General features: G+C 73.6%; 20 protein-coding genes. 7 read left to right on the top strand and 13 right to left on the bottom strand.

Annotation, left to right across the window (positions count from 1 at the left end):
* Positions 1 to 44: 44 nt before the first annotated feature.
* Positions 45 to 308 (bottom strand): WhiB family transcriptional regulator, encoded by a 264-nt coding sequence (locus tag ACFQGU_RS03335; protein ID WP_386763925.1) that lies wholly within the window; start codon positions 306 to 308, stop codon positions 45 to 47.
* Positions 309 to 548: 240 nt separating this feature from the next.
* On the bottom strand, positions 549 to 3,179 hold the full coding sequence (locus tag ACFQGU_RS03330; RefSeq protein ID WP_386763924.1) for a bifunctional FO biosynthesis protein CofGH: 2,631 nt from the start codon (positions 3,177 to 3,179) through the stop codon (positions 549 to 551).
* Positions 3,180 to 3,250: 71 nt separating this feature from the next.
* Between ACFQGU_RS03330 and cofD the strand changes: the two genes are divergently transcribed.
* Positions 3,251 to 4,264 carry a 2-phospho-L-lactate transferase gene (gene cofD / locus ACFQGU_RS03325; protein WP_386763923.1) on the top strand — a complete coding sequence of 338 codons (1,014 nt, stop codon included), beginning with the start codon at positions 3,251 to 3,253 and terminating at the stop codon, positions 4,262 to 4,264.
* 11 nt (positions 4,265 to 4,275) lie between these two features.
* Positions 4,276 to 5,616, top strand: a complete 1,341-nt coding sequence (locus ACFQGU_RS03320) for a coenzyme F420-0:L-glutamate ligase (RefSeq protein ID WP_386763958.1) — start codon at positions 4,276 to 4,278, stop codon at positions 5,614 to 5,616.
* Positions 5,617 to 5,622: 6 nt separating this feature from the next.
* Here the strand turns inward: ACFQGU_RS03320 and ACFQGU_RS03315 are convergent, their stop codons facing one another.
* The 3 genes from ACFQGU_RS03315 to ACFQGU_RS03305 are packed head-to-tail and all read right to left on the bottom strand — an operon-like array spanning position 5,623 to position 7,687.
* Complete coding sequence (locus tag ACFQGU_RS03315) at positions 5,623 to 6,279, bottom strand: trimeric intracellular cation channel family protein (protein WP_386763922.1); 657 nt, start codon at positions 6,277 to 6,279, stop codon at positions 5,623 to 5,625.
* Positions 6,272 to 6,916 carry a CoA transferase subunit B gene (locus tag ACFQGU_RS03310; RefSeq protein ID WP_386763921.1) on the bottom strand — a complete coding sequence of 215 codons (645 nt, stop codon included), beginning with the start codon at positions 6,914 to 6,916 and terminating at the stop codon, positions 6,272 to 6,274. Before ACFQGU_RS03310 ends, ACFQGU_RS03315 begins: the two co-directional genes overlap by 8 nt.
* A gap of 3 nt (positions 6,917 to 6,919) precedes the next feature.
* A complete protein-coding gene (locus ACFQGU_RS03305) occupies positions 6,920 to 7,687 on the bottom strand; it encodes a CoA transferase subunit A (protein WP_386763920.1) in 768 nt (255 codons plus the stop codon).
* A 65-nt stretch (positions 7,688 to 7,752) separates the two neighbouring features.
* On the opposite strand from ACFQGU_RS03305, the gene ACFQGU_RS03300 reads away from it, so the two are divergent.
* Complete coding sequence (locus ACFQGU_RS03300; protein WP_386763957.1) at positions 7,753 to 8,514, top strand: helical backbone metal receptor; 762 nt, start codon at positions 7,753 to 7,755, stop codon at positions 8,512 to 8,514.
* Positions 8,515 to 8,606: 92 nt separating this feature from the next.
* Positions 8,607 to 10,013, top strand: coding sequence for an HNH endonuclease signature motif containing protein (locus ACFQGU_RS03295; protein WP_386763919.1), 1,407 nt, complete (start codon positions 8,607 to 8,609; stop codon positions 10,011 to 10,013).
* Between the two features lie 52 nt (positions 10,014 to 10,065).
* On the opposite strand, the gene ACFQGU_RS03290 is transcribed toward ACFQGU_RS03295, so the two are convergent.
* From ACFQGU_RS03290 to ACFQGU_RS03265, 6 genes are all read right to left on the bottom strand, one after another.
* Positions 10,066 to 10,311 (bottom strand): hypothetical protein, encoded by a 246-nt coding sequence (locus tag ACFQGU_RS03290; protein ID WP_386763918.1) that lies wholly within the window; start codon positions 10,309 to 10,311, stop codon positions 10,066 to 10,068.
* A 75-nt stretch (positions 10,312 to 10,386) separates the two neighbouring features.
* On the bottom strand, positions 10,387 to 10,860 hold the full coding sequence (locus tag ACFQGU_RS03285; RefSeq protein WP_386763917.1) for an SRPBCC domain-containing protein: 474 nt from the start codon (positions 10,858 to 10,860) through the stop codon (positions 10,387 to 10,389).
* Positions 10,857 to 11,249: an ArsR/SmtB family transcription factor gene (locus ACFQGU_RS03280; protein ID WP_386763916.1), complete on the bottom strand. Its 393-nt coding sequence runs from the start codon at positions 11,247 to 11,249 to the stop codon at positions 10,857 to 10,859. The genes ACFQGU_RS03285 and ACFQGU_RS03280 overlap by 4 nt, the downstream gene beginning before the upstream one ends.
* A 75-nt stretch (positions 11,250 to 11,324) precedes the next feature.
* The gene (locus ACFQGU_RS03275) at positions 11,325 to 11,975 is read right to left on the bottom strand and encodes a hypothetical protein (protein ID WP_386763915.1); all 651 of its coding nucleotides are present in this window, start codon (positions 11,973 to 11,975) and stop codon (positions 11,325 to 11,327) included.
* A 101-nt stretch (positions 11,976 to 12,076) separates the two neighbouring features.
* Complete coding sequence (locus ACFQGU_RS03270; protein WP_386763914.1) at positions 12,077 to 12,994, bottom strand: DNA-3-methyladenine glycosylase family protein; 918 nt, start codon at positions 12,992 to 12,994, stop codon at positions 12,077 to 12,079.
* Between the two features lie 11 nt (positions 12,995 to 13,005).
* Positions 13,006 to 14,088, bottom strand: coding sequence for a sugar phosphate nucleotidyltransferase (locus ACFQGU_RS03265; RefSeq protein ID WP_386763913.1), 1,083 nt, complete (start codon positions 14,086 to 14,088; stop codon positions 13,006 to 13,008).
* A gap of 54 nt (positions 14,089 to 14,142) precedes the next feature.
* Between ACFQGU_RS03265 and ACFQGU_RS03260 the strand changes: the two genes are divergently transcribed.
* Entirely contained in the window at positions 14,143 to 14,874 is a 732-nt protein-coding gene (locus ACFQGU_RS03260; RefSeq protein WP_386763912.1) for a TIGR03089 family protein, read from the top strand.
* A gap of 28 nt (positions 14,875 to 14,902) precedes the next feature.
* Here the strand turns inward: ACFQGU_RS03260 and ACFQGU_RS03255 are convergent, their stop codons facing one another.
* Positions 14,903 to 19,600 (bottom strand): cell wall-binding repeat-containing protein, encoded by a 4,698-nt coding sequence (locus ACFQGU_RS03255; RefSeq protein WP_386763911.1) that lies wholly within the window; start codon positions 19,598 to 19,600, stop codon positions 14,903 to 14,905.
* A 212-nt stretch (positions 19,601 to 19,812) separates the two neighbouring features.
* Between ACFQGU_RS03255 and ACFQGU_RS03250 the strand changes: the two genes are divergently transcribed.
* Positions 19,813 to 21,276, top strand: coding sequence for an LCP family protein (locus ACFQGU_RS03250; protein WP_386763910.1), 1,464 nt, complete (start codon positions 19,813 to 19,815; stop codon positions 21,274 to 21,276).
* Here the strand turns inward: ACFQGU_RS03250 and ACFQGU_RS03245 are convergent.
* Positions 21,269 to 22,276 (bottom strand): glycosyltransferase family 2 protein, encoded by a 1,008-nt coding sequence (locus ACFQGU_RS03245; protein WP_386763909.1) that lies wholly within the window; start codon positions 22,274 to 22,276, stop codon positions 21,269 to 21,271. The two genes, ACFQGU_RS03250 and ACFQGU_RS03245, sit on opposite strands and share 8 nt — an antisense overlap.
* A 131-nt stretch (positions 22,277 to 22,407) precedes the next feature.
* On the opposite strand from ACFQGU_RS03245, the gene ACFQGU_RS03240 reads away from it, so the two are divergent.
* Positions 22,408 to 23,799 carry an LCP family protein gene (locus ACFQGU_RS03240; protein ID WP_386763908.1) on the top strand — a complete coding sequence of 464 codons (1,392 nt, stop codon included), beginning with the start codon at positions 22,408 to 22,410 and terminating at the stop codon, positions 23,797 to 23,799.
* Positions 23,800 to 23,819 lie beyond the last annotated feature (20 nt).

The raw sequence follows: 23,819 nt of genomic DNA, 5'->3' as shown, positions 1-23,819 counted from the left end.
CGTGGATGGGTGCTCCGGTCGGCCCTCGGGCGCGACCGGTGCGGCTAGACGGCCTGCTTCTTCAGGCGACGGCGCTCCCGCTCGGAGAGGCCGCCCCAGATGCCGAAGCGCTCGTCGTGGTCGAGGGCGTACTCGAGGCACTCGACCCGCACCTCGCAGGTCGTGCAGACGCGCTTGGCCTCGCGGGTGGAGCCGCCCTTCTCCGGGAAGAAGGCCTCAGGGTCGGTCTGTGCGCAGAGCGCCCGCTCCTGCCAGCCGAGCTCCTCGGCGTCGGTCAGCGGCAGGACGGTGGCATTGCTGCTGCTCACCGGTAAACCTCCTCGACCGTGGCCCTGTGCGCTTCGCGACGCACAGTGCCGGATTCCCCACGTCCAGCTGCTCGCGCGCCGACGTTGGGGGGAATTACACCGATGTAAGTGTCCGCGAGTCAACCCCGGAGCAGCATTCCGGCCGAACGGCTGACGCGCACGTGAGCCGCTGCGAACGCCTCCGGGGCAACACGCCCGGGCGCGGGGGTGGGCCAGGAGGAGGCCCGGGCGTGGGCGCGGTCAGGCCCGAGCGGACGGCAGGAGCGGCAGCAGCGCGTGGGTGGTGAGCGCTGCCGCGCGTCGCTCGGGGGTGACCTCGCCGTACGTCGTGGTGCGCTGGCGGGCGGGGCGTCCGGCGGCGTGGGCGAGGGCCTCGAGCTCCTCGACGCTCTTGCGCGAGCCGTGCTCGGAGCCCGCCATGCGGCTGATGGTCTCCTCCATGAGCGTGCCGCCGACATCGTCGCAGCCGCCCTGAAGGACGGTGACGACACCTTCGGCGCCGAGCTTCACCCAGGAGCACTGGATGTGGTCGATGGCTCCGTGGAGCATGAGGCGGGCCATGGCGTGCACGGCGCGGTCGTCGCGCGCCGTCGACCCGGGGCGGGCCACGCCCGCGAGGTAGACGGGCGCGTTGTGGTGGATGAACGGCAGCGCCACGAACTCGGTGAAGCCGCCGCTGCGCTCCTGCGTCTCGCGCAGGAGCGCGAGGTGCCCGACCCAGTGCGACGGGTTGTCGACGTGGCCGTACATCATCGTCGACGTCGACGGCAGTCCGACCTCGTGCGCGGTGGTGACGACGTCGAGCCACGCGGCAGTGGGGAGCTTGCCCTTGGTGAGCACCCAGCGGACGTCGTCGTCGAGGATCTCCGCGGCGGTTCCGGGGATGGAGTCCAGGCCCGCGGCCTTGGCCTCGATCAGCCACTCCCGCACGGACATCCCGGATCGGGTCGCCCCGTTGACGACCTCCATCGGCGAGAACGCGTGCAGGTGGATCTCGGGGGCGTGCTTCTTCACGGCGCGGGCGAGGTCGAAGTACGCCGTGCCCGGCAGGTCGGGGTGGATGCCGCCCTGCATGCAGATCTCGGTGGCGCCCACGTCCCACGCGTCGGCGACGCGCTGCCCGACCTCGTCGAGGGAGAGCGTGAACGCGTCGGCGTCGGTGCGGCGCTGGGCGAACGCGCAGAACCGGCAGCCGGTGTAGCAGACGTTGGTGAAGTTGATGTTCCGCGTGACCACGTAGGTGACGTCGTCGCCGACGGTGTCGCAGCGGACGTCGTCCGCGATCCGTGCGAGCGCGTCGAGGCCCGCGCCGTCGCAGGACATCAGGGCGACGGCGAGGGCGGTGTTGTCGGGGTGCGCGAGGGCCGCGGGGTCGTCCGCGGCGAGCGCCAGGCCGGCGCGGACGTCGGCGTCGAGCCGCTCGACGGCGCCGAGCCCGGCCTCGGCGTCGCGGCGGGCGATGTCGCGGGCGTGCTCGTCGACCTGCGACCAGTCGCCGTACACCTCGTCGAAGTCGCTGCGCCGGTCGCCGGTGCGGCCCTCCGTGTCGACGGTGTCGTTGAGGTCGGTGCGGCCGCCGGAGTGCGCGGCGGCGAAACCGGCGTAGGACTGGTCCGGGTCCTGCCACGGGATGCCGTGCGGCTCAAGGCCTTCCACGCCGAGGCCGACGTCGTCGGCGAGCGCCCGCACGTGCGGGCGGACACGCGGGTCGAGCCACGGGTCGGGGCGCTGGACGTATTCCGGGTGGACGGTGAGGCGCTCGCGCAGGACGAACCCCGCCTCCGCCGTCAGGCGGGCGAGCTCGTCGAGGTGCGGCCAGGGGCGCTCGGGATTCACGTGGTCCGGGGTGAGCGGCGAGACGCCGCCCCAGTCGTCGACGCCCGCCCGCAGGAGCAGCGCGAACTCGGCGGCATCGGTGAGGTTCGGCGGCGCCTGGATCCGCATCCGCGGGCCGAGCAGCAGACGGGTCGTGGCGATGGCCGCGAGGTACTCGGTCAGGCCGAGGTCGTCGCGGTGCCGCAGCGCGGTGTCGGGCTTGGCGCGGAAGTTCTGGACGATGACCTCCTGCACGTGGCCGTGCTCGCGCGCCACCCGGCGCAGGTCGAGCACCGACTGCGCGCGCTCGAGGTAGGTCTCGCCGATGCCGACCAGGATCCCGGTGGTGAACGGCACCGCGTGCCGGCCGGCGTCCTCGATCACCCGCAGCCGCAGCGCGGGCTCCTTGTCGGGGCTGCCGAAGTGCGGGCCGCCGGGCTCGGACCACAGCCGCGTCGCCGACGTCTCGAGCATCATGCCCATCGACGGAGCGACGGGCTTGAGCCGGCCGATCTCCTCCCACGACATCACGCCCGGGTTCAGGTGCGGCAGCAGGCCGGTCTCCTCGAGCACCCGCACCGCCATCGCGCGGACGTAGGAGAGCGTGTCGTCGTAGCCGTGCGCGTCGAGCCACTCGCGGGCCGCGGGCCAGCGCTCCTCGGGCCGGTCGCCGAGGGTGAACAGCGCCTCCTTGCAGCCGAGGGCCGCTCCGGCGCGGGCGATCTCGAGCACCTCGTCGGGGCTCAGGAACATGCCGTGCCCGTCGCGGCGCAGCGACGCAGGGTCGGTCGCGAAGGTGCAGTAGTGGCACCGGTCACGGCACAGCCGCGTCAGCGGGATGAACACCTTGCGGCTGTAGGTGACGACGCCCGGGCGGCCCGCGCTCTCCAGGCCCCGGTCGCGCACCGCTCCGGCGAGGTCGAGCAGCCGCTCGAGGTGCTCGCCCTGCGCCTGCATCAGCGCCGACGCCTCGTCGACGTCCAGGGCCACCCCGCGCGCGGCACGACCCAGCGCGCGCTCGGTCTCGCGCGCGGTCGCCGTACGAAGGTGGTCCACGGCGGTGACTCTACGTCGGCGGGCGCACGCCGCCCGGTGTGCCTCGGTCTCGCGGGTGCGAGGATCGCCCCGTGCGCATCACCCTCCTCGCCGGCGGCATCGGCGGCGCCCGGTTCACCCGCGGCCTCCTCCACCACGTCGCGACGTCCGGCCTCGACGCCGACATCACCGTGGTCGTGAACACCGGCGACGACATCCGGATGTTCGGCCTGCAGCTCTGCCCCGACCTCGACTCGATCATGTACACGCTCGGCGGCGGCATCAGCGAGGAGCGCGGCTGGGGCCGCGAGGACGAGACGTTCACGGTCATGGGCGAGCTCGGCAAGTACGGCGTCGAGCCGACCTGGTTCGGCCTCGGCGACCGCGACCTCGCGACCCACATCGTGCGCACCCAGATGCTGGGTGCGGGCTACCCGCTGTCGGCCGTCACCGAGGCGCTGTGCGCGCGCTGGCAGCCGGGCGTGACGCTGCTGCCGATGTCGGACGACCGGCTCGAGACGCACGTCGTCGTCGACGGCGACGAGCCCGGCACGCGCAGGGCGCTGCACTTCCAGGAGTGGTGGGTGCGGCACCGCGCGTCGCTCCCCGCGCTCGCGTTCCCGCTGGTAGGCGTCGACGTCGCGAAGCCGGGACCCGGTGTGCTGGAAGCGATCTCGGGCGCTGATGTGGTGCTGCTGCCGCCCTCGAACCCCGTCGTCTCGGTGGGCACGATCCTTCAGGTCGCCGGCGTGCGCGACGCACTGCGCGCGACCGCGGCACCCGTGGTCGGGGTCTCCCCGATCGTCGGCGGCGCCCCCGTGCGCGGCATGGCCGACGCGTGCCTCTCGGCCATAGGTGTCGACACCACGGCCGAGGCCGTGGCCCGCCACTACGGCCCGCGGGTCGCGGCCGTGCCCGTGGGTGCCGACGGCGGCGGCATCCTCGACGGCTGGCTCGTCGACGACGCCACCGACTCCGACGTCCCGGGGAGGCTGGCCTCGACGGGCATCGCCTCGCGTGCGGTGCCGCTGATGATGACCGACGTCGTGGCCACCGCCGCGATCTGCGCGGCAGCCCTCGCGCTCGCCGAGGACCTCCGACGGTGACCGAGCCGCTGATGGTGGTGGCGGTCGAGGGGCTGCCCGAGATCGCGCCCGGCGCCGACCTCGCGGCGCTCGCCTCCCCTCTGCTCGGCGCGGTGGCCTGGCCCGACAGCTCGACGGGCCTGCGCGACGGCGACGTGCTCGTCGTGACGAGCAAGGTCGTGAGCAAGGCCGAGGGCCGCGTGGTGGCCGCCGACGACCGCGAGGACGCCATCACGGCCGAGACCGTCCGCGTGGTGGCGACGCGGCAGACCCCTCGAGGAGTCACGCGGATCGTGGAGACCGCGCACGGCTTCGTCATGGCTGCGGCCGGGGTCGACGCGTCCAACACCCCCGCCGGCACCGTGGTGCTCCTGCCCGTCGACCCCGACGCGTCGGCCCGCGCGCTGCGGGCCGCGTGGCAGCGCGACCATGGCGTGATCGTGGGTGTCGTCGTCACCGACACGATGGGCCGGCCGTGGCGCGAGGGCCTCACCGACTCCGCCATCGGTGCCGCGGGCATCGCGCCGCTCGACGACTTCCGCGGACGCGTCGACGCGCACGGCCACGCGCTCGAGATGACGGTGACCTCGATCGCCGACGAGGTGGCCGCCGCCGCGGACCTCGTGAAGGGCAAGCTCTCCGGGGCACCGGTGGCCGTGGTGCGCGGGCTGTCGGCGTACGTCGGGGCCGAGGACGGGCCGGGCGCCCAGGTGCTGGTGCGGCGGGCGGCCGACGACATGTTCCGGCTCGGCACCGCCGAGGCGGTGGCGGAGGGCCGTCGTACCGCCGCTGCCGCTCGTCGTACGGTGCGGCGCTTCACCGACGAGCTCGTCGACCCCGGCGCGGTCGAGCGCGCGGTGGCGGCAGCGGTCACCGCACCGAGCCCGCACCACACGGCCCCGTGGCGGTACGTCGTGCTGCGCGACCCCGCGCTGCGCACGCGCCTCTTCGACGCGATGGCGGCGCGGTGGGAGGGCGACCTGCGCGCGCTCGACTCGTACGACGACGCCTCGGTGACGAAGCGGCTGCGCCGCGGCGACGTGCTGCGCGACGCACCGGTGGTGGTGCTGCCGTTCAGCGACCTCGACGGCGCCGTGCACACCTATCCCGACGATCGGCGCAACGGCTTCGAGCGCGACCTCTTCCTGGTCGCCGGCGGCGCTGCCGTGGAGAACCTCCTCGTCGCCCTCGCAGCCGAGGGCCTCGGATCGGCGTGGATCAGCTCGACGATGTTCTGCCCCGAGGTCGTCCACGAGGTGCTCGACCTGCCGGCGTCGTGGCAGCCGCTCGGCGGTGTGGCCGTAGGGCATCCGGCCGACGCCCCGGCGGAGCGCCCGCCGCGCGACCTCGCGGCGCACCTGTTCGTGCGCTGAGGGCCGCTACTCGTCCCGGGGCTGGCCGTCCTGCGGCTCGAAGCTCGGCAGCGTCCACTGCCAGCGGATCGCGGCGAGCCGCACCAGGAGCACGACCGCCACCGCGAGCCAGCGGGTGAGGCCCTCGCCCGCGCCCGCGGCGTCGAGACCGACGACGACCGCGGCGCCGAGCAGCGCGGCGAGCGCGTAGATCTGGCCGACGAGGATGAGCGGCCGCTGCCGCGCGAGCACGTCGCGGATCACGCCTCCGCCGGCGCCGGTGACCACGCCGAGCACCACCGCGATCCAGCCCGAGACCCCTGCCGCCAGCGCGACGAAGGTGCCCGTGACCGTGAACGCCGCGAGGCCCGCGGCGTCGGCCACGAGCACCGCGCTGCGGGAGTCGAGGGCGAGGTGCGGCACGCGGTGCCCGAGGGCGATGACGAGCACCCCGGCGGCCAGCGCGACCGCGATCGGCCACGGGCTCTCGATCCAGCTGACGGGCGTGATGCCGAGCAGGAGGTCGCGGACGGTACCGCCGCCGACGGCCGTCACGACGGCGAGCACCATCACGCCGAGCCAGTCCATACCTGCACGGACGGCGACGGCGCCGCCGGAGACGGCGAAGGCGATGGTCCCGAGCACCTCCAGGAGCAGGAACGGGTCGCCCGTGGTCTCAGGCAAGCGCGGGCGCCAGGGCGAGGGCCGGGCCGGTGGCGGCGCGGACGTCGTCGACCGTGACGCCGGGTGCGGTCTCGACGAGCACGAGGCCGTCGGGGGTGACGTCGATGACGGCGAGGTCGGTGATGATCCGGTCGACGACAGCCTTGCCGGTCAGCGGCAGGGTGCACTCGTCGACGATCTTGTGGGTGCCGTCCTTGGCGACGTGCTCCATCATCACGATCACCCGCTTGGCGCCGTGGACGAGGTCCATCGCCCCGCCCATGCCCTTGACCATCTTCCCGGGGATCATCCAGTTCGCGATGTCGCCGGCGGTGCTCACCTGCATGGCGCCCAGGATCGCGGCGTCGATGTGGCCGCCGCGGATCATGCCGAAGCTGGTGGCCGAGTCGAAGAAGCTGGCGCCGGGCAGGACGGTGACGGTCTCCTTGCCGGCGTTGATCAGGTCGGGGTCAACCTGGTCGTCGGTGGGGTAGGGACCGGTGCCGAGGATCCCGTTCTCGGACTGCAGCACCACGGTCACGCCCTCGGGCAGGTGCTGGGGCACGAGGGTCGGCAGGCCGATGCCGAGGTTCACGTACTGGCCATCCTGGAGCTCGAGGGCCACGCGCGCGGCGAGCTCGTCACGGGTCAGCGCCATGGCTCAGGCCTCCTTGGTGATGGTGCGGCGCTCGATGCGCTTGTCGGCGGCCTGCTCCGGGGTCAGTGCGACGACGCGCTGCACGAACACGCCGGGCAGGTGCACCTGCTGCGGGTCGATCTCGCCCGGCTCCACCAGGCGCTCGACCTCGGCGATCGTGATCCGGCCCGCGGTCGCGGCGAGCGGGTTGAAGTTGCGGGTCGCCTTGTCGAACACCAGGTTCCCGTGCCGGTCACCCACGCTCGCCCGCACCAGGGCGAAGTCGGTGGTGATGCCGCGCTCGAGCACGTACTCGCGGCCGTCGAACTCCCGCGTCTCCTTCGCCGGGCTCGGCAACGCGATGCTGCCGTCGGCGGCGTACCGCCACGGCATCCCGCCCTCGGCGACCTGAGTCCCGACGCCCGCGGGGGTGTAGAACGCCGGGATCCCCGCACCGCCCGCACGCAGCCGCTCCGCGAGCGTGCCCTGGGGGATCAGCTCCACCTCGAGCTCGCCGTGCAGGTACTGCCGCTCGAACTCCTTGTTCTCACCGACGTACGAGCTCGTCATCCGCGCGATCCGCTTCGCGAACAGCAGCACGCCCAGGCCCCACTCGTCCACACCGCAGTTGTTGCTCACCACCCGCAGCTCCGACGCGCCCTGCGCCAGCAGCGCGTCGATCAGCACCGACGGGATGCCGTTGAGGCCGAAGCCACCGACCGCGAGCGAGGCACCGCTCGGGATGTCCGCGACGGCGTCGGCAGCCGAGCCGACGACCTTGTCGAGCGCCATGTCCACTCCTTCGCCCGGCCTCGTCGCCGGGTCCGATCGCGACGCTATACCGTCGCCACATGCCGATGGCGAACGACGACCTCGGGCATGCGGTGGACGTGCCGGTCCGCGCCGCCCAGGTGGTCTCGCTCGTCCCGTCGATCACCGAGTCGCTGGTGTCGGTCGACCGCTCGGCCGTCGTCGGGGCCACCGACTGGTGCACCCACCCCGCCGACCTCGACGTCGCCCGGGTGCGCGGCACCAAGAACCCCGACCTCGACGCGATCAGGTCGCTGGCGCCCGACCTCGTCATCGCCAACCAGGAGGAGAACCGCGAGCTCGACGTGCGCCGGCTGCGCGAGAGCGGCGTGCCCGTGTGGGTCACGCGCACCGAGTCGGTGCCCGACTCGCTCTCCTCGCTGCGTCGGCTGCTCACTGCGGCGCTCGGGTGGGACGTGCCCGGCTGGCTGCCCGAGGCGGAGGCCCTGTGGGCCGGCCCCGGCGCGCTGCGCGGCCGCGTGGGCGTCGCGGTCTGGCGCGACCCGTGGATGGCCGTCGGCCGCGACACCTTCACCGGCGACCTCGTCGCGCGGCTCGGCCTCACCCACGTGCTCGCCGGGCACGAGGGCCGCTATCCGCACGTCGAGGTCGCCTCGCTCGACGACCCCTCGCGGTTCGACCTCGTGCTGCTGCCCGACGAGCCGTACGTGTTCACGGCGTACGACGGGCCCGAGGCGTTCACGCGCGTGCCGACGCTGCTCGTGAGCGGCCGCGACCTCACCTGGTACGGCCCGTCGCTGGTCCCTGCGCACGAGCGCCTCACCACCATCATCGCCGCCGCGCTCTGACCCCGATCCCGATAGGCGATCAGCCGAGATCGTCTGTGGATAGAGGGTTCTCGGGGGACGGCACTGTCGGAGGCGCCTGACACGATGTGGTCATGCGCATCGACCAGACGACTGCACTCGGCGAGGTGGCTGACACCTCGGCCGAGCTCGCCACGCTGGTCGCCCGGCTCGCGCACCTGACCCAGACCGGCGGGCTCGAGGCGGTGCCGCTGGCCGACCTCCCCGCGCTCGTGGCCGGCCTCGCGCGGGTGCACGACCAGCTCGAGGCCGTCGTCACCACGGGCGTCGCGCGCGTGCACGCCTCCGGCTCGCTGCGTGTGGCGACCACCGCCTGGCTGCGCGATGCCGCCTCGATGAACCCGAAGGCAGCGGGTGCCGTGCTCGCGCGCGGCTGCGCCCTGGCCGGCGGCTACTCCGCCACCGGCGCGGCCTGGGTCGCGGGCGGGATCTCGCGCGCCCACGTCACGACCATCACCACCAGCATCGACAAGGTCGCCCGCGGCCTCGCCCACGCCGACCAGGCGCCGTTCCGCGCCTCCGCAGAGCAGGCGCTGCTCGGCTTCGCCCTCGACGGTGCCACCCCCACCGAGCTCGCCATCAAGGCCAAGCGCGTACGCGCCTGGGTCGACGAGTGGGGCCTGGCCAAGGACTCCGACGAGGCCGAGCGCGCCCAGTTCCTGCGCTTCCAGCCCGACGGCGACGGCGTGAAGGTCTCCGGCTACCTGACGCCGGAGAACCACGCCCTCATCGCCACCGCCCTGCAGCAGGCCATCGACCAGCGCCACCGCGACGGCACCCTGCCCGAGGAGGACCGGGTCGACGGCGACGACCCCGCAGCCGCGCGCCTGCGTCGTCGTCGCCAGCCCTACCTGAACGTGATCGCACTTCGCGACATCTGCGGCGCCCTGCTCGAGAACGGCGACCTCGGCGCGCGCCACGGCGTGATCCCCCGCGTCACCATCGACGTCGACCTGCACGACCTGCACACGGCGTTCGGCGGGATGCTGCGCACGACCGGATGCCCGGAGGGCACCCCGCTGGGCCGGCAGAGCGTGCGCCGCCTGCTCTGCGACGCCGAGATCAACGCTGCGATCGTGACCGGTGCCCGCCCGCGCTGCACCTGCGGCTGCCCGCACTGCGGGTGCGACGACGGCAGCCCGACGCTCGACGACCTCCTGCGCGAGGCAGCCAAGGAGGTCCTGTACGTCGGCCGCGCGCACCGCGTCGTCACCCCGCGCCAGCGCCGCGCGCTCGAGACCCGCGAGCAGGGCCGCTGCTCGCGCCCCGGCTGCGGTGTCCCGGCAGCGCGCTGCCGCGCCCACCACGTCGTCCACTGGGAGGACGGCGGCCCGACCGATGTCGACAACTGCGTCCTCGTGTGCGACCGCCACCACCACGACCTCCACGAGGGCGGCTGGACGCTCGTCCCGACCCCCGGCAAGCGCCCCACCGAGCACGGCTACTTCACCTTGGTGCCGCCGAGCCGACGCCGGCCCTGACCTCGCACGACCGACGTCAGGGCGCACGGCCCTTCACTGAAGCTCCCCGAGCTCAGAGCAAGAACGACAGCGCGACATACGTCAGTACCAAGAATCCGATGACCCCGAAGACGACACCTACAACCAGCGCCGAGAACTCCGTGCTTCTTGGCCCACGCCCACCATTGGTGTTCTCCCACGGGAAAGGCATCCACAGCCGGTTGAGCCAGTCGCCCCGCTCGGTCACCAGGGCATAGAGCATCAGGCCGGACAGGCCCAGGAGAACCAGGCCGACGAGCACGTACCAGAAGTACCCCACGCGCCTACGATCTCAGACCGCACAGGCGCGTCGGTGGACGTTCCCGGGCCCCACCGCCCGCTGGTCTGCGTCGGATCAGGCGTCGAGGAGCTCGTCGAGGCGCTCGTAGCCCTCGACGACGCCGGTCTCCATGCCGCCGGCCACGAACGCGTCGCGGTCCTCGAACGAGTCGACGAGCGACGTGGTCGTGAGGCGCGTACGCGTACCGCCGTCGAGCGGCTCGAACCGCAGCTTCTCCAGCGCCACGCCGTCGGGCATCCCGTCGATGGTGAAGGTCTGCACGATGAGCTCGCCGGGCCGCACGTCGTGGAACGAGCCGTGGAACGCGTACTCCTCGTCGCCGCGGCGCTGCACGAAGACGTAGCCGCCGCCGGTCTCGCAGTCCCAGCGGACCATCTCGTTCGTCAGGCTGCGCGGCCCCATCCACTGCGCGACGAGCGCGGGGTCGGTGTGCGCACGGAACACCTTGTCGACGGGGTGGTCGAACTCGCGCGTGATCCGCACCAGGGGCACCTCGGGGTCGACGTGGATCTCTGTCGTGTTGCTCATGCCTGCTTTCCCTTCGTACGACGGGGATTCGGGGATACCGCGCGAGCCGGCGGCAAGGGGGCGACGTCGTCCGGCATCGAGGCCAGGACGTCGTCCAGACGGGAGTAGCACTCCTCGGCCTGACGCCGGTAGCGCTCGATCCAGGCGGTCATCAACGAGAGCACCTCCGCCTCGAGGTGCACAGGCCGCTTCTGCGCGTCGCGGCCGCGCGTGACGAGGCCGGCGTCCTCGAGCACCCGGAGGTGCTGGGAGACCGCCTGCAGGCTCACGTCGTACGGCTCGGCGAGCTCGGTGAGCGTTGGGTCGGCGACCGTCGGCCGCGCGACCAGGTCGCGCCGGGTGGGGTCGGCTGTCGCGGCGAACACCCGCGACAGCGGATCAGCGGACACCTGCTCCTCCTCGACCAGTCGGTCGAGGAGGAGCAGGTGCCGCAGGGTGGCCGAGATTGTCAACCAGTTGGTTGACTAGCCCGCGTTCTGGGCCGTGACGAAGGCCTTCGCGGCCGTGACGAGGGCGTCCCGGTCGGGCCCGTACATCTGGGCGAGGAGCCCGCCGTCGAAGTAGACCAGAGCGACCGAGAGGTCCGGCGAGGCGAGGACCACGATGTCGGTCCCGTCGACCGTGATCGTCTCCTCCGTCACCTTGCCGGTGAGCGACGGCTTCACGCCCCCGGCGACGCCCCCGAGGATCGACTCCATGGGCATGCCCTCGAACGACTTCGTGACCTCGGGCGTGTACTGGGCCGCGACGAGCACCACGGCGGTCTCGCCGTCGGGGGTGTCGAGCCCGACGACCTTCACCTCGCTCACCAGGCCCGTGTCCGTCAAGGCCTTGCCCATCGTCGCGAAGTCGGCGGGCGCGTCCCCGTAGGTGTAGCCGGGCACGTCCGCGAGCTGGATCCCGGTCGCGGGGGTGGCGGTCTCCTCGGGCGAGGACGACTCCTCCGACGGCTCGGGCGAGCTGCTCGTGGTCTCCGGGGCGGCGGATGTCGACGACGACGTCGCCGAGGCCGAGATGCCCTCGCCCCCACCGGATCCGCCGCACGCGGTCACCGCGAGCAGGGGGACGACGAGCAGAGCGGCCACGCGTGCGAGACGAGCAGGACGACGCGTCATGACAGTCCCCTTCCGGTCGGTTCCCGAACGCCCTCACGCTACGCGCAGCGCATCCCCGGACGCGCGGCAGGCGCGCGACCCTCCGAGCGGGCGTCGCGCCCCTACCGGCCGCGGAAGTCCTGCGGCGAGTAGCGGGGTCCGCGAGCCGGGCGCGAGATGCCCGTCATCTCCACCAGCCGCTGCACCCGGCCGCGGTGCCCGGGCCACGGCGCGAGGAGCTCCGCGAGCCGCTCGTCGGTGCCGTCCTCCTCGCCCGTCATCGCATAGACCACGTTCTTCGCCACGTGGAAGTCGCCGAAGCTCACGGCATCCGCGTCGCCGAGCGCGCGCGCCGCCACCTCGGCCGAGGTCCACTGCCCCACCCCAGGCAGCGCCTCCATCCGGGCCCGTGCCTCCGCGTGCGGCAGGTCGGCGCACTGCTGCAGCCGGCCGGCGTACGACGCAGCGCGCAGGATCGTCGCCGACCGCGACCCGTCCACGCCGGCCTGGTGCCACGCCCACGACGGCACGGCCGAGACTGCGTCCGCCGTGGGGAACACGAACATGCGCTCGGGCGCCGGCCCGGGCGCGGGCTCGCCGTACGTCGCGAGCAGCCACCCCCACGAGCGGCGCGCCTCGAGGCCGGTGACGCGCTGCTCGAGGATCGCCTGCACGAGAGTCTCGAGCACCACCCCGGTCGAGGGCGTGCGCATCCCGGCGCCGTAGCGCGACCACTGCTGCGCAACGAGCGGGTGCGGCGACGGGTCGAACCCCGACACGTCGTCGTCGGCGCCGAGGATCCGCGGCAGCCGGTCGCTGGCCCACGCAGCGCCGGGCCCCCACGCCGTCGAGACCACCACTCCGTCGCGCAGCTCGAGCCGCTGCGTCGCCGGGCCGTCGGGGCTGCGCATCGTGCGCCAGAGCGCGCGGTCCGGCGTACGCCGGTAGGTCGGGTCGTGCCGCCCGCGGCCCAGGGCGCCGAGCGTGCCGCCGAGGCTCACCGGCCACGACGGCGCCCACTCGCGGACGACGGGCTCCACGCGGGATGCGCTCAGCGGTCGGAGGAGAAGCGCACCGAGGTCTCCGACAGCGCGACCCCGGGCCACACGCGCGCACCGCGCACGAGCTCGTTGCCGGGGCCGATCACCGCGCGGTCGCCGACGACGACGCCGTCGAGGCGCGCGCCGCTGCCGATGATCGCGCCGGAGCCGATCACCGAGTCCTTCACGTACGCGCCCGCGGCCACCATCGCGTTGTCGAACAGCGACGAGCCGTCGACCACGGCGCCCGAACCGACCGTGGCGCCGGCACCGACGAACGTGCCGTTGCTGAGGATCGCGTCGGGCTCCACCTCGGCGCCCGGGCGCACGAGGAACTGGCCGGTCCGCCCCGGCAGGGCGGGGCTGGGGGCGCGGCCGAGGACGAGGTCGCACGAGCCCTGCACGAACGCGAGCGGCGTGCCGAGGTCGAGCCAGTAGCCGTCGTCGACGAAGCCGGTGACGACGGCACCGCGTGCCAGCAGGCCGGGGAACGTCTCGCGCTCCACGGACACCGGGCGACCGGTGGGGATGCTGTCGATCACCGAGCGGCGGAAGACGTAGCAGCCGGCGTTGATCTGGTCGGTGACGATCTCCTCGGGCGTCGAGGGCTTCTCGAGGAACTGCGTCACGCGTCCGTCGGCGTCGGTCGGCACGAGGCCGTAGGCGCGCGGGTCCTCGACGCGGGTGAGGTAGAGCGACACGTCCGACGACGAGTCGCGCCACGCCTGCACCTGGCCGGCGATGTCGTGCCCCGAGAGGATGTCGCCGTTGAAGACCAGGACCGGGTCGTCCGGGCCGGACAGCAGGTGCGGCGCCACGTGGCGGATCGCGCCGCCGGTGCCCAGCGGCACGTCCTCGGTGGCGTAGACGAGCTCGACGCCGAAGCGCGAGCCGTCGCCGAAGTAGTCGAGGAACACCTCGGGCCGGTACGACGTGCCCAGCACCACGCGCGTGACGCCCGCCTCGCGGGCGCGTGCGATCTGGTGCTCGGTGCACGGCACGCCCGCGACGGGCAGCATCGGCTTGGGCGTGGTGACGGTCAGCGGGCGCAGGCGAGTCCCCTGGCCCCCGACGAGGAGGACGGCTTCGAGCACATCGCCACTCTCCCACACCGGGCGCAGCCGTCAGGCCGCCCTAGGCTCGATGCCGTGACCGCGCCCGTGACCGTGCCCGTCGCCCTTGCCGCGCTGCTCGCGCGCGATCCCGCCCGTCCCCTCGTCACCCATCTCGGCCCCGACGGCGCCCGCACCGAGCTCTCGGTGCGCACGTACGAGAACAACATCGCCAAGGCGGCCAACCTGCTGCGCGACGACGCCGACCTCCAGCCCGGCTCGGCGGTGTCGCTGCGTCTGCCGGTGCACTGGCAGACCAGCGTCTGGCTCGGAGCGGCGGCGCTGGTGGGCGGGATCGCCTGGATCGGCGGCCCGGTCGAGGATCCCGGCGTCGAGGTGGCGGTGCTCGGCCCGGACGACCTCGGCACCGAGCGCGCGCCGCTCACCCTGGGGACCGCGCTGCACCCGCTCGGCATGCCGTTCCGCGAGCCGTTGCCCGCGGGCGTGCTCGACGCCGCGATCGAGGTGCGCGGCCACGGCGACCGCTTCTCGGCGTACCGCACGGTGCGGGGCGACGACGCGTGGCTGAGGTACGGCGACCGCACGCTGACCCAGGCCGAGGCGCTCGCCGAGGCGCTCGCGCTCGCGGCGGACCTCGGCGCCGCCCCGGGCTCGCGGGTGCTCGTCACCGCAGCGCTCCCGGCAGCCGCGCTCGCCCTGATCGCCCTGCCGCTCGCCGCGGATGTCGCGGTGGTGCTGCTGACGGACCCTGCCGCCGACGCGTCGGACGTGGCCGACCGCGAGGGCTGCGGAGCCGTGCTCGCCTAGAGGCTGTTGATCCAGGGACGCCGCTGATCTAGAGACGCCGCGCCGTCGTCACGAGCGCGTCGGGCATGTTCGGCCCGGCCACGATCGTGGCGACACCGCGCTGGAGCACGACCTTGGTCGAGGTCGCGACGCTGGTGTCGACCACGAGCACGACCGCGCCCGGGGCGAGCGCGACGGCGCTGACCGGTGCCAGGGCCTTGCCCAGCACCACCAGACGGGCGTTGGCCGAGCCGGCCCAGGTGGCGGCCTTGCTCGCGGTCTCGACGGCGTCGGCGCCTGCGAGGCGGCTCACCTGGGGCAGCGTGGCGGCCACGCTGTCGGCGACGGCGTCGGTCGACCCGATGACCACCGTGGCCTTCGGCGCGAGGGCGTCGAGGTACGCCGGCACCGAGGTGGACGGCGCCGCCCCGCCGGGCACGACGAGGAGCGGGCCCTTCTTGGCGCGCGCGGCGCCGGACCCGACGGCGAGCGACCCGAGGTCGGTCTCGCCGACGACGACCGCGACCGCACCGGTGGCCGGGGCCAGCAGCTTGGCGGCGTTGACCGAGACGCCGGTGGCGTTGGTGCCGGTGACGCGGGTGACGGTGCCGACGCCGGCCATGGCACCGACGTCGGAGACGAGGGCCGCGGGCAGGTCGGTCGGCGTGCCGACGGCGTACACCGTGGTGGGAGTACGGCGAGCGAGCTCGGTGCGCGTGACGGCGCTGAGCGCGTCCGAGGTGGTGAGCAGGAGCGCCCAGCCCTCCTGCGCGGCCAGGTTGCCGGCGACGGCGACCGAGGCGGGGTCGGCGATCGGCGCGAGGACGACGGTCTCGGACGACGACTTCTGCGCGGTGCGCACCGCGATCGTGGCAGCGTCGCCGGAGCGGACGTCGGCGACGCGGCTGACCCAGGTGCCGGGCAGCGACAGGCGCGTGCGCAGCGACTCGCCGCTGATCGTGGCCGAGGCGCCCGATGACGACCAGGCGATCGCGGTCCTGACGCCGTCGCCGGCGGTGCGGGCCGAGAGGTCGATGCGCATGACGTCGGGGAGGCCGAACGCGGCGGCCACCTGGGCCTGGGTGCGCTCGCGCGGGATCCACTGCGACCACGGCACGGACGCGTCGAGGCTCCAGTGGTCGTCGACGCTCTGCGCCCACGGGAGGACGCCTCCCCACACGTCGGCCGAGCTCTGGGTGCGGCCGCCGGACGCCGCGTAGTAGAACGCCGTGATCGGCTGCCCGCCGGACAGGATCGCCTTGCCTCGCAGCACCGTCTCGCCGGCCACCGTGGTGTTGGCGTAGGTGGCCTTGACGGCGTCGCGCCAGTTCTGGCCGAGCGCGCCCGACTCCTTGATCCAGCCGGCGAAGGTCTGGTCGTAGTAGGGGCCGCCGCCGTCGTCCACGTGGCAGAGGCAGGCGCTGCGCAGCGTGCCCGCCTTGCTGAGGACGTAGCTGCGCGCGGCCAGCACCTGCGCCTGCAGCGACGCCGCCGGCCAGGAGTTGGAGACCTCGGCGATGCCGAGCAGGTACTCGTCGTGGATCCGCACCCGGTTGTTGACCTGGAACGTGCCGGCGCTCGCCGACTGGACGATCACGGTGCCGTAGCGGTAGCGGTGGCCCTCGGAGGCGAAGTTCGCCTGCTTCTCGGGCACGACGTTGAGCACGGTCGGCGTCGTGCCGGCGCCACCGGGGTCGCGCGTGCCCTCCCACCGGATGGTGACCGAGGCCGCGGTGCCGAGCGTGCGGGTCGCGGTGCCCCGGGTCTTGATGACGGTCACCGACGAGCCGGCCTGCACGACGCTGAAGATGTCGGCCGACGTGCCGAGCTCGGGATCCTGGCCGGCCAGCGTGACCTCGATGCCGCCGCCGCCCGTGGTGAGCGCCTCGGTCCGGAAGAGCGCCTTGGTGGCCCGGTGCAGGAGGTTCACGCGGATCGCGGCGTCGTCCTTCACCGGCGTGACGGTGGTGCCGGTGTAGTAGTGCGTGACGATCTCGGTGGCGGTCTTCCCCTCGAGCGCCATGCCGCGGGCGCCGTACTGCGACATGCCGACGCCGTGGCCGTAGCCCGCGCCGTTGAACACGAAGCCGGTGGGCACCGAGGGCGTCACGGTCGTGGCCGCCGCCGTCGCCGGGGCGGGCGTCGTGGTCGGGGTCGGCGTGGGCGCCGGCGCCGCGGTGCGCGAGGTGATCGAGGTGACCATCGGCGTCAGCGCCGAGTCGGCCCAGACCGCGGTCGGGGCGACGGCCAGCACGTGGACGGCGGTCGCGGTGGTGAGCCACCGCGCGATGCCCGCGGTGCCGCCCGCGCCGAGCACGAGCGGACGACGAGCACCGGCAGCCACGGCCCGACCGTAGCCCGAGCCGGTGGGCAGCGCCGAGACCTTCGTGGCCGACGGCGCCAGCGCGGCGAGCAGAGCCACCGAGGTCGCGGCGGCGTCCGACCCGGTGACCCGCGTGCCCTTGACCGCCGTGACGACGGCGGCGGAGATCGCGGTGCTCGACCCGACGACCGTGGTCGAGGTGATGCCGAGGGTCTTCATCGCCGCGAGGGTCACGGCGGGCGCACTGGTCGGGGCCACGACGAGCAGCGGGCGGTCGAGCGACGCGGCCGCGGCCGATGCGGCAGCGTTGACGTCGGACGACGAGCCGCTGCTGAACGACACGACCACGGCCTTGGTGCGCTGGCCCATCGCGCCGGCGACCGCGGTGGCGGTGGCCGAGCGCGTGGTGCCCGACAGGCGGGTGATCGTGGTGACGCCGAGCGACCTCAGCTGGGTGATGACAGCGCTCGACACCTGCGTGCTCGTGCCGACGACGTAGGCCGTGGTGGCGCCGCGGCGCTTGATCTCGGTGACGACGGCGGCCGGCACGCTCGCGGTGCCGGTGAGCAGAAGCGGCGCCTTCTTCGCGGCGGCGAGCGGTGCCGCGACGAGCGCCTCGGGCTCGTACGCGTCCGAGCCCGGGGCGAGGACGACGACCTTCGAGCTCGGCGCGGCGATGCGACCGACGCGCACGGCTGCGGCGTACCGCTCCGACTCCGCGACGCGGGCGACCTGGGTGCACGGCCCGAGCGGCGAGGTGGCCGTCTCGGTCACGACGAAGGTCTTGCTCACGGGGTAGGGCACCCCGTCGCCCGCGGTCGCCGACAGCACCATCCGGTAGGTGCCGGGGGGTGCGGCGCTGCCGTCGGCGCGGCGCTGGTTCCACGTGGCCGTGACGGTGCCCGCCGAGGCGAGGCTCCCGGTGACGGTGCGGATGGGCGTGGCGAGGCAGGGCGAGAACACCTCGAGCTTCCACGACACCGCGCCCGTGGCGCGCGTGCTGATCGAGCCGCCCGTCCCGGCGTACGGCGACACCGACGGCGCCAGCGCGGGGTTGAGCAGCTGCGTGCCCATGAACGCCTTGGCCTGGGTGCGGATGCTGGGGAGGTACGACTCGAGGTACTGGCCGGGGCAGGCGGTGAGGCCGATGTCGCGGTGCCCGGAGATCACCGGCACGACCGCGGTCTGGCCGGGCTCATACTTCGACGTGCCGGCGCCGCTGTTGGAGACGAGCGACGCCGTACCGCTCGGGTCGGCGTGGTTGAGCGCGAGCTTCCAGGCGAGGAGGCGGGCCATCGCCGTGGCCATCGCCGTGCCCTCGTTCGAGGTCGGCTTGTAGATGTCGAAGTTGCCGAGTGCCGAGACCGCGAAGGTGTTCTGGTTGAAGCCCGCGGTGTGGCCGCCGAGCACGTTCTTGTCCATGCCGCCGGCGCGTCCCTCGTAGAGCCGGCCGAAGCGGTCGACGAAGAAGTTGTACGCGATGTCGCTGTAGCCGAGGCTCAGCGTGAAGTAGGCGTACAGGGCGCGCACCTGCGCGGCGGCGGTGTCGGCGGTGTAGTTGTTGGTCGACGCCGTGTGGTGGACGAAGCCCACCTTGATCGGGCCGGTGTAGACCGGCGCGCTGCCCCGCAGCGACTCGTCCGCACCCCACTGGGCGCGCGTGATGATCGAGGGCTTGAGCGGGTCGCCCGCGGCTACCGCCGTCGCGGGCGGCGTCGATGCGGCGAGGACGTCGGCCTCGGAGGTCTTGGGGTCGACGAGCGACACCGAGGCGTCGGCCGGAAGCACGCCGCCGGGGCTGTCGATGCGCACCTGCACGCCGTCGCTCCCGCCGGCGGTGAGCAGCGGGTCGGTGCCGTGCCGCAGACCCGCGGCCTCGGCCTCGGCGGTGCCCGGGTCGGGCCCGTGCTCGGCGCCCGAGCCCAGCTCCTGCCAGTCGGTCCAGACGCCGTCCTTCTCGCGGACGCGGACCTGCACCGTGGTGCCGGCCGGGGCCTCACCGGTCCAGCTCACGGCCACGAGCGAGAACGGCGCGGTGTCGGTGGGCGGCGTGACGGCGGCGGGCTCGAGCGGCACGGCGGGTCCGGGCTCCGGCTCCTCGGCGTGCGGGGCCTGCGTTGCGGCGACCTTCGCCGGCGCAGCGTCGTCGTGCGCTGCCTCGTCGTGCGCTGCCTCGTCGTGCGCTGCCTCGGTCGCGGGAGCGTCGGGCGCCGCGCCGTCGTCGATCGCGTCGTGGCCGTGGTCGTGCTCGGGGTCGGGAGCGCGGGAGGTCGCGAGCGCCACGGGGTCGACGCCGGTCAGCGCGAGGTGCGCCACCGTCGGGGTCACCGGCCGGATCTGCGCCTGCGGCCCCGTGACCACCGGGAGGGCGATCAGGGCGGGCACCGCGAGGAGCACGGCGACGCTGGCGGCGACACGACGCATGACTGGGGGCCTCCGTGGGGGCGGGGGTGGCAGCGGCGCGCGGTCGGTTGTTCCTCGCGCCTCCTGCTTCACCCATCGGAGTGATGCGTGTGACTCTTGAGCCCTCATGGGACTCAGCGGGCCGCTTTGTCCCTTTTCGTAGCAATCTGACCGGTAACCGAACGCACCCGCTCCCGGACGTCCGCCCGCGACACCGCCCGTAGAATCACCGGGTGAGCACCCCCGACGACGGCGCGCCCGCGGAGACCCCGCGTCCGGTGCAGGCGTCCCGCATCGCCGGCGCCCACGGCCACCGGACCGTGCGCATCGCCGTCGCCGTCGCCTCCGCGGTCACCGTCGTCGCCACGCTCGGCAGCACGGTCGCCTGGGCCGGCCTGCAGGGCATCAACGACAACATCGACAAGCAGGAGATCCAGGCCGGCACCAACCGCCCGACCAAGCCCGCGCCGACCGATCCCACCGAGTACGAGCCGCTCAACATCCTCGTGATGGGCACGGACACCCGCACCGGCCAGGGCGACGACTTCGGCAACCCGGGCACCACGGCGTCGGGCAACGGCCACAGCGACACCACGATCCTGCTGCACGTGTCGGCCGACCGGTCGCGCGCGCTCGCGGTGAGCATCCCCCGCGACTCCTGGGTGACCCGCCCCTCGTGCAAGGACGGCGACACCAGCACGGTCACCGGACGGTTCAACGAGGCGTTCTCCGCCGGCGGCCCGAGCTGCACCATCCGCGCGGTCGAGGCGCTGACCGACGTGCGCATCGACCACTTCGTGGTGGTGGACTTCAAGGGCTTCCAGGCCGTCGTCGACTCCGTCGGCGGCGTGCCGATCTGCCTGGCCGAGGCCGTCGACGACCCCCTCTCCGGCCTCAAGCTCGACGCCGGCACGCACGTGCTCGACGGCACCCAGGCGCTCGCCTTCGCCCGGGCGCGCAAGACCCTCGGCGACGGCAGCGACCTCTCGCGCATCGACCGCCAGCAGGTGTTCCTCTCGGCTCTCATCCGGCAGGTGCAGTCCAAGAGCCTGCTCACCGATGCCGGCACGCTGTACTCCGTCCTCGTCTCGGTGTCCGAGTCGCTCACCGTCGACACCGGCCTCGGCACCGTCGACGACCTCACGGGCCTGGCCGTGTCGATGCAGGGGCTCACACCGTCCAAGGTCAAGTTCGTCACCGTCCCCTGGGTCGCGCGCAGCGACGGCGCCACGATCGAGTGGAACGACGCCAAGGCCGACCCGATCTGGCAGTCGATGATCAACGACACCGCCTACCCGCCCGGCGCCTCCAAGCTCGACGGCGCGGTCCTCACGACGGCGCCGTCCGCGGTCCGGGTCAAGGTCCTCAACGGCAGCGGGGTCGACGGCCAGGCACGCGTGGCCGCGGAGCAGCTCGCCGCGCAGGGCTTCGTGGTCGTCGGCGTGGCCACCGCCCCGAAGATCCTCGACGTCACCACGGTCGACTACGACCCGAAGTACGACGAGTCCGCCCGCACGCTGGCGTTCGCGGCCAAGGCCGGCGAGCGCACAGCCACGGGCAGCGGCAACGTCCTCACGCTGACCATCGGCAAGGACTGGACGGGCACGCAGACCGTCGTCATCAAGTCGTCGGGCTCCGGGTCGCCCAGCTCGGGCGTCACCGCCAAGCCCGCGGACGAGAACGTCTGCGTCAGCTAGAGGCGACGTCGCGCGGCGACGTGAGGAACCCGAACCCCCACGAGCCGTGCATCGTCGCGAGCACCAGCGGCATCCGCGCGGCCACCGCGACGCCCTCGTGCCGGGCCGCGGCCGCGCCGCCCACCGTCACGAGCGCGGCGTAGCCCGCGGGCGCGAGCCAGCCCAGCGCCAGCCACGACGGCGCACCGGCCGCCGCGGCCACGCCCGCCACCGTCCCCACGGCCACGCCCGCCACCGCGACCGGCGCGGCCAGGTAGCGCATGCTGAGGGTGTCGGGGTAGCGGCGCACCACCTCGCGCCGCCACCGGCCGTACTCGAGGTACTGACGGGCGAGCGCCTTCACCGTGCTGCGCGGGCGATAGGTCACCTGCATGCCCGGGGTGAACCAGACGAGGCCGCCGCTCTCGCGGATCCGGTGGTTCATCTCCCAGTCCTGCGCGCGGACCATCGTCTCGTCGTAGCCGCCGACCCGGTCGATCGCCGAGCGGCGGAAGGCCCCGAGGTAGACCGTGAGCGCCTCGCCCTCCTGCCCGCCGGTGTGGAACGACGCCGATCCGACACCGAGCCGGGACGTCATCGCCGCAGCCACCGCGCGCTCGAACGGCGTCGTGCCCTCGGCCGCCATCATCCCGCCGACGTTGTCGGCACCGGTGCGCTGCAGCACCTCGACCGCGATCGCGACGTAGTCGTCCGGCACGAGCGCGTGGCCGTCGCAGCGCACCACGATGTCGTACGTCGATGCGGCGATGGCCGCGTTGAGGCCGGCCGGGGTGCGTCCGGTGGGGTTGGGCACGAGCCGCAGCCGCGGGTCGGCGGCCGCGAGCCGCGCGGCGATCCCGTCGGTGCCGTCGGTGCTCGGTCCGAGCGCGAGCACGACCTCGAGCGGGCCGTCGTAGCGCTGGCCGAGCAGGCGCGCGACGGCGTCCTCGAGGTGCCGTTCCTCGTCGAGGACGGGCACCACGATGGAGACGCCGGGGGGCGGAGGGGTCTGCTCGCTCATGTCGGGACGAGCGTAGGGGGCGCCGGAGCGACGTGAGTCACGTCACTCGACCCCGGCGTTGCGGCACCGGCACGGGCCCCCGTGCGTCGTACCGTGGTCAGGCCCTGTCGATCGGACGAGGACTTCCCCGCATGAGCTCTGCTCCCACCGCACGCCCGCGCCGCGGCCTCCGGGTCGCCGCGACGGTGGCGTCCGTCGCGATCCTGCTGACGAGCGGGGCGGGCTGGGCCGCGGCCAACCGCTACGGCAACCAGATCATCAGGGTCGACGCCGGCACCTCGGGCGGCGCCCTCGAGGACGGCGAGCCGCTGACGATGCTGGTCGTCGCGAGCGACGACCGCGCCGGGCTGTCGTACCAGCAGCGCAAGGCCCTGCACCTCGGCTACGACGACTACGGCCAGCACACCGACACGATGATGCTCGTGCACCTGTCCGGCGACGGGCAGAGCATCAGCGTCGTCTCGCTCCCGCGCGACACCCGCGCCACCATCCCCGCCTTCACCGACAGCGAGGGCAAGCGGCACAGCTCGAGGGCCGGCAAGCTCAACGTCGCGTACGCCGTCGGCGGCCCGAAGCTCATGGTCGAGACGGTCGAGAAGATGACCGGCATCACGATCGACCACTACGCCGAGATCAACTTCCAGGGCTTCCTCACCATGGTCGACGCGCTCGGGGGCGTCGAGGTCTGCCTGCCCAGGGCCACGACCGACAAGAACTCCGGCCTCGACCTGCCCGCGGGCAAGCAGACGGTGAACGGCGCCCAGGCGCTCGCCTACGTCCGCGCCCGCTACATCGACCCGACAGCCGACATCGGCCGCATGAAGCGCCAGCAGAAGTTCGTCGCGGCGATGGCGAGCAAGGCGCTCTCGGCCGGCACCCTGACCAACCCGGTCACCGTCGACAACTTCCTGTCCGCGGTCGCGAGCAGCATGAAGACCGACGACTCGCTCGGCACCGACCAGATGCTCGACCTCGTCGACCGGTTCAAGGGCATCAGCCCGGGCCGCATCGCGATGACCACCGTGCCGATCTCGGGCAACGTCCGCGACGCCGAACTCGGCGACGTGCTGATCTGGGACAAGGTCAAGTCGGCCGAGCTCTTCGCGGCCATCCGCGACGACAAGCCGCTCGTCTCGCCCAAGCCGGCGAAGTCCGTCACGGTCGCGCCCGGCACGATCAGGGTGAAGGTGCTCAACGGCACCGACGTGCAGGGCCTCGGCGCCACGGCCGCGACCGACCTCGCGGCCGTCGGCTTCGTCGTGGTCGGCACGCCGGCCAATGCACCGGCGACCGTCGGCGAGACCACCGTGATCCGCTACGACTCCGAGTGGAGCGAGTCGGTGAAGACCCTCGCCGCGTCGCTCCCGGGTGCGAAGCTCGTGGCGGTGAAGGGCTTCGGCCCGACGTTCGAGATCACGGTCGGCTCGGCGTACACGGCGGCGCAGAAGGTGAAGGTCGTGAGCGCGTCGCCCTCGGCCACGGCCGACAAGCCGCGCACCGCCGCCGACGACCTCTGCAGCTGACGACCTCTGCGTCCGGCCGC

It is taken from the genome of Longivirga aurantiaca, assembly GCF_042660085.1.
In the GTDB taxonomy this organism is placed as follows: domain Bacteria; phylum Actinomycetota; class Actinomycetes; order S36-B12; family CAIYMF01; genus Longivirga; species Longivirga aurantiaca.
Note: the sequence above shows the minus strand (reverse complement) of the source record. Positions and strands in the feature narration are given on the sequence as shown.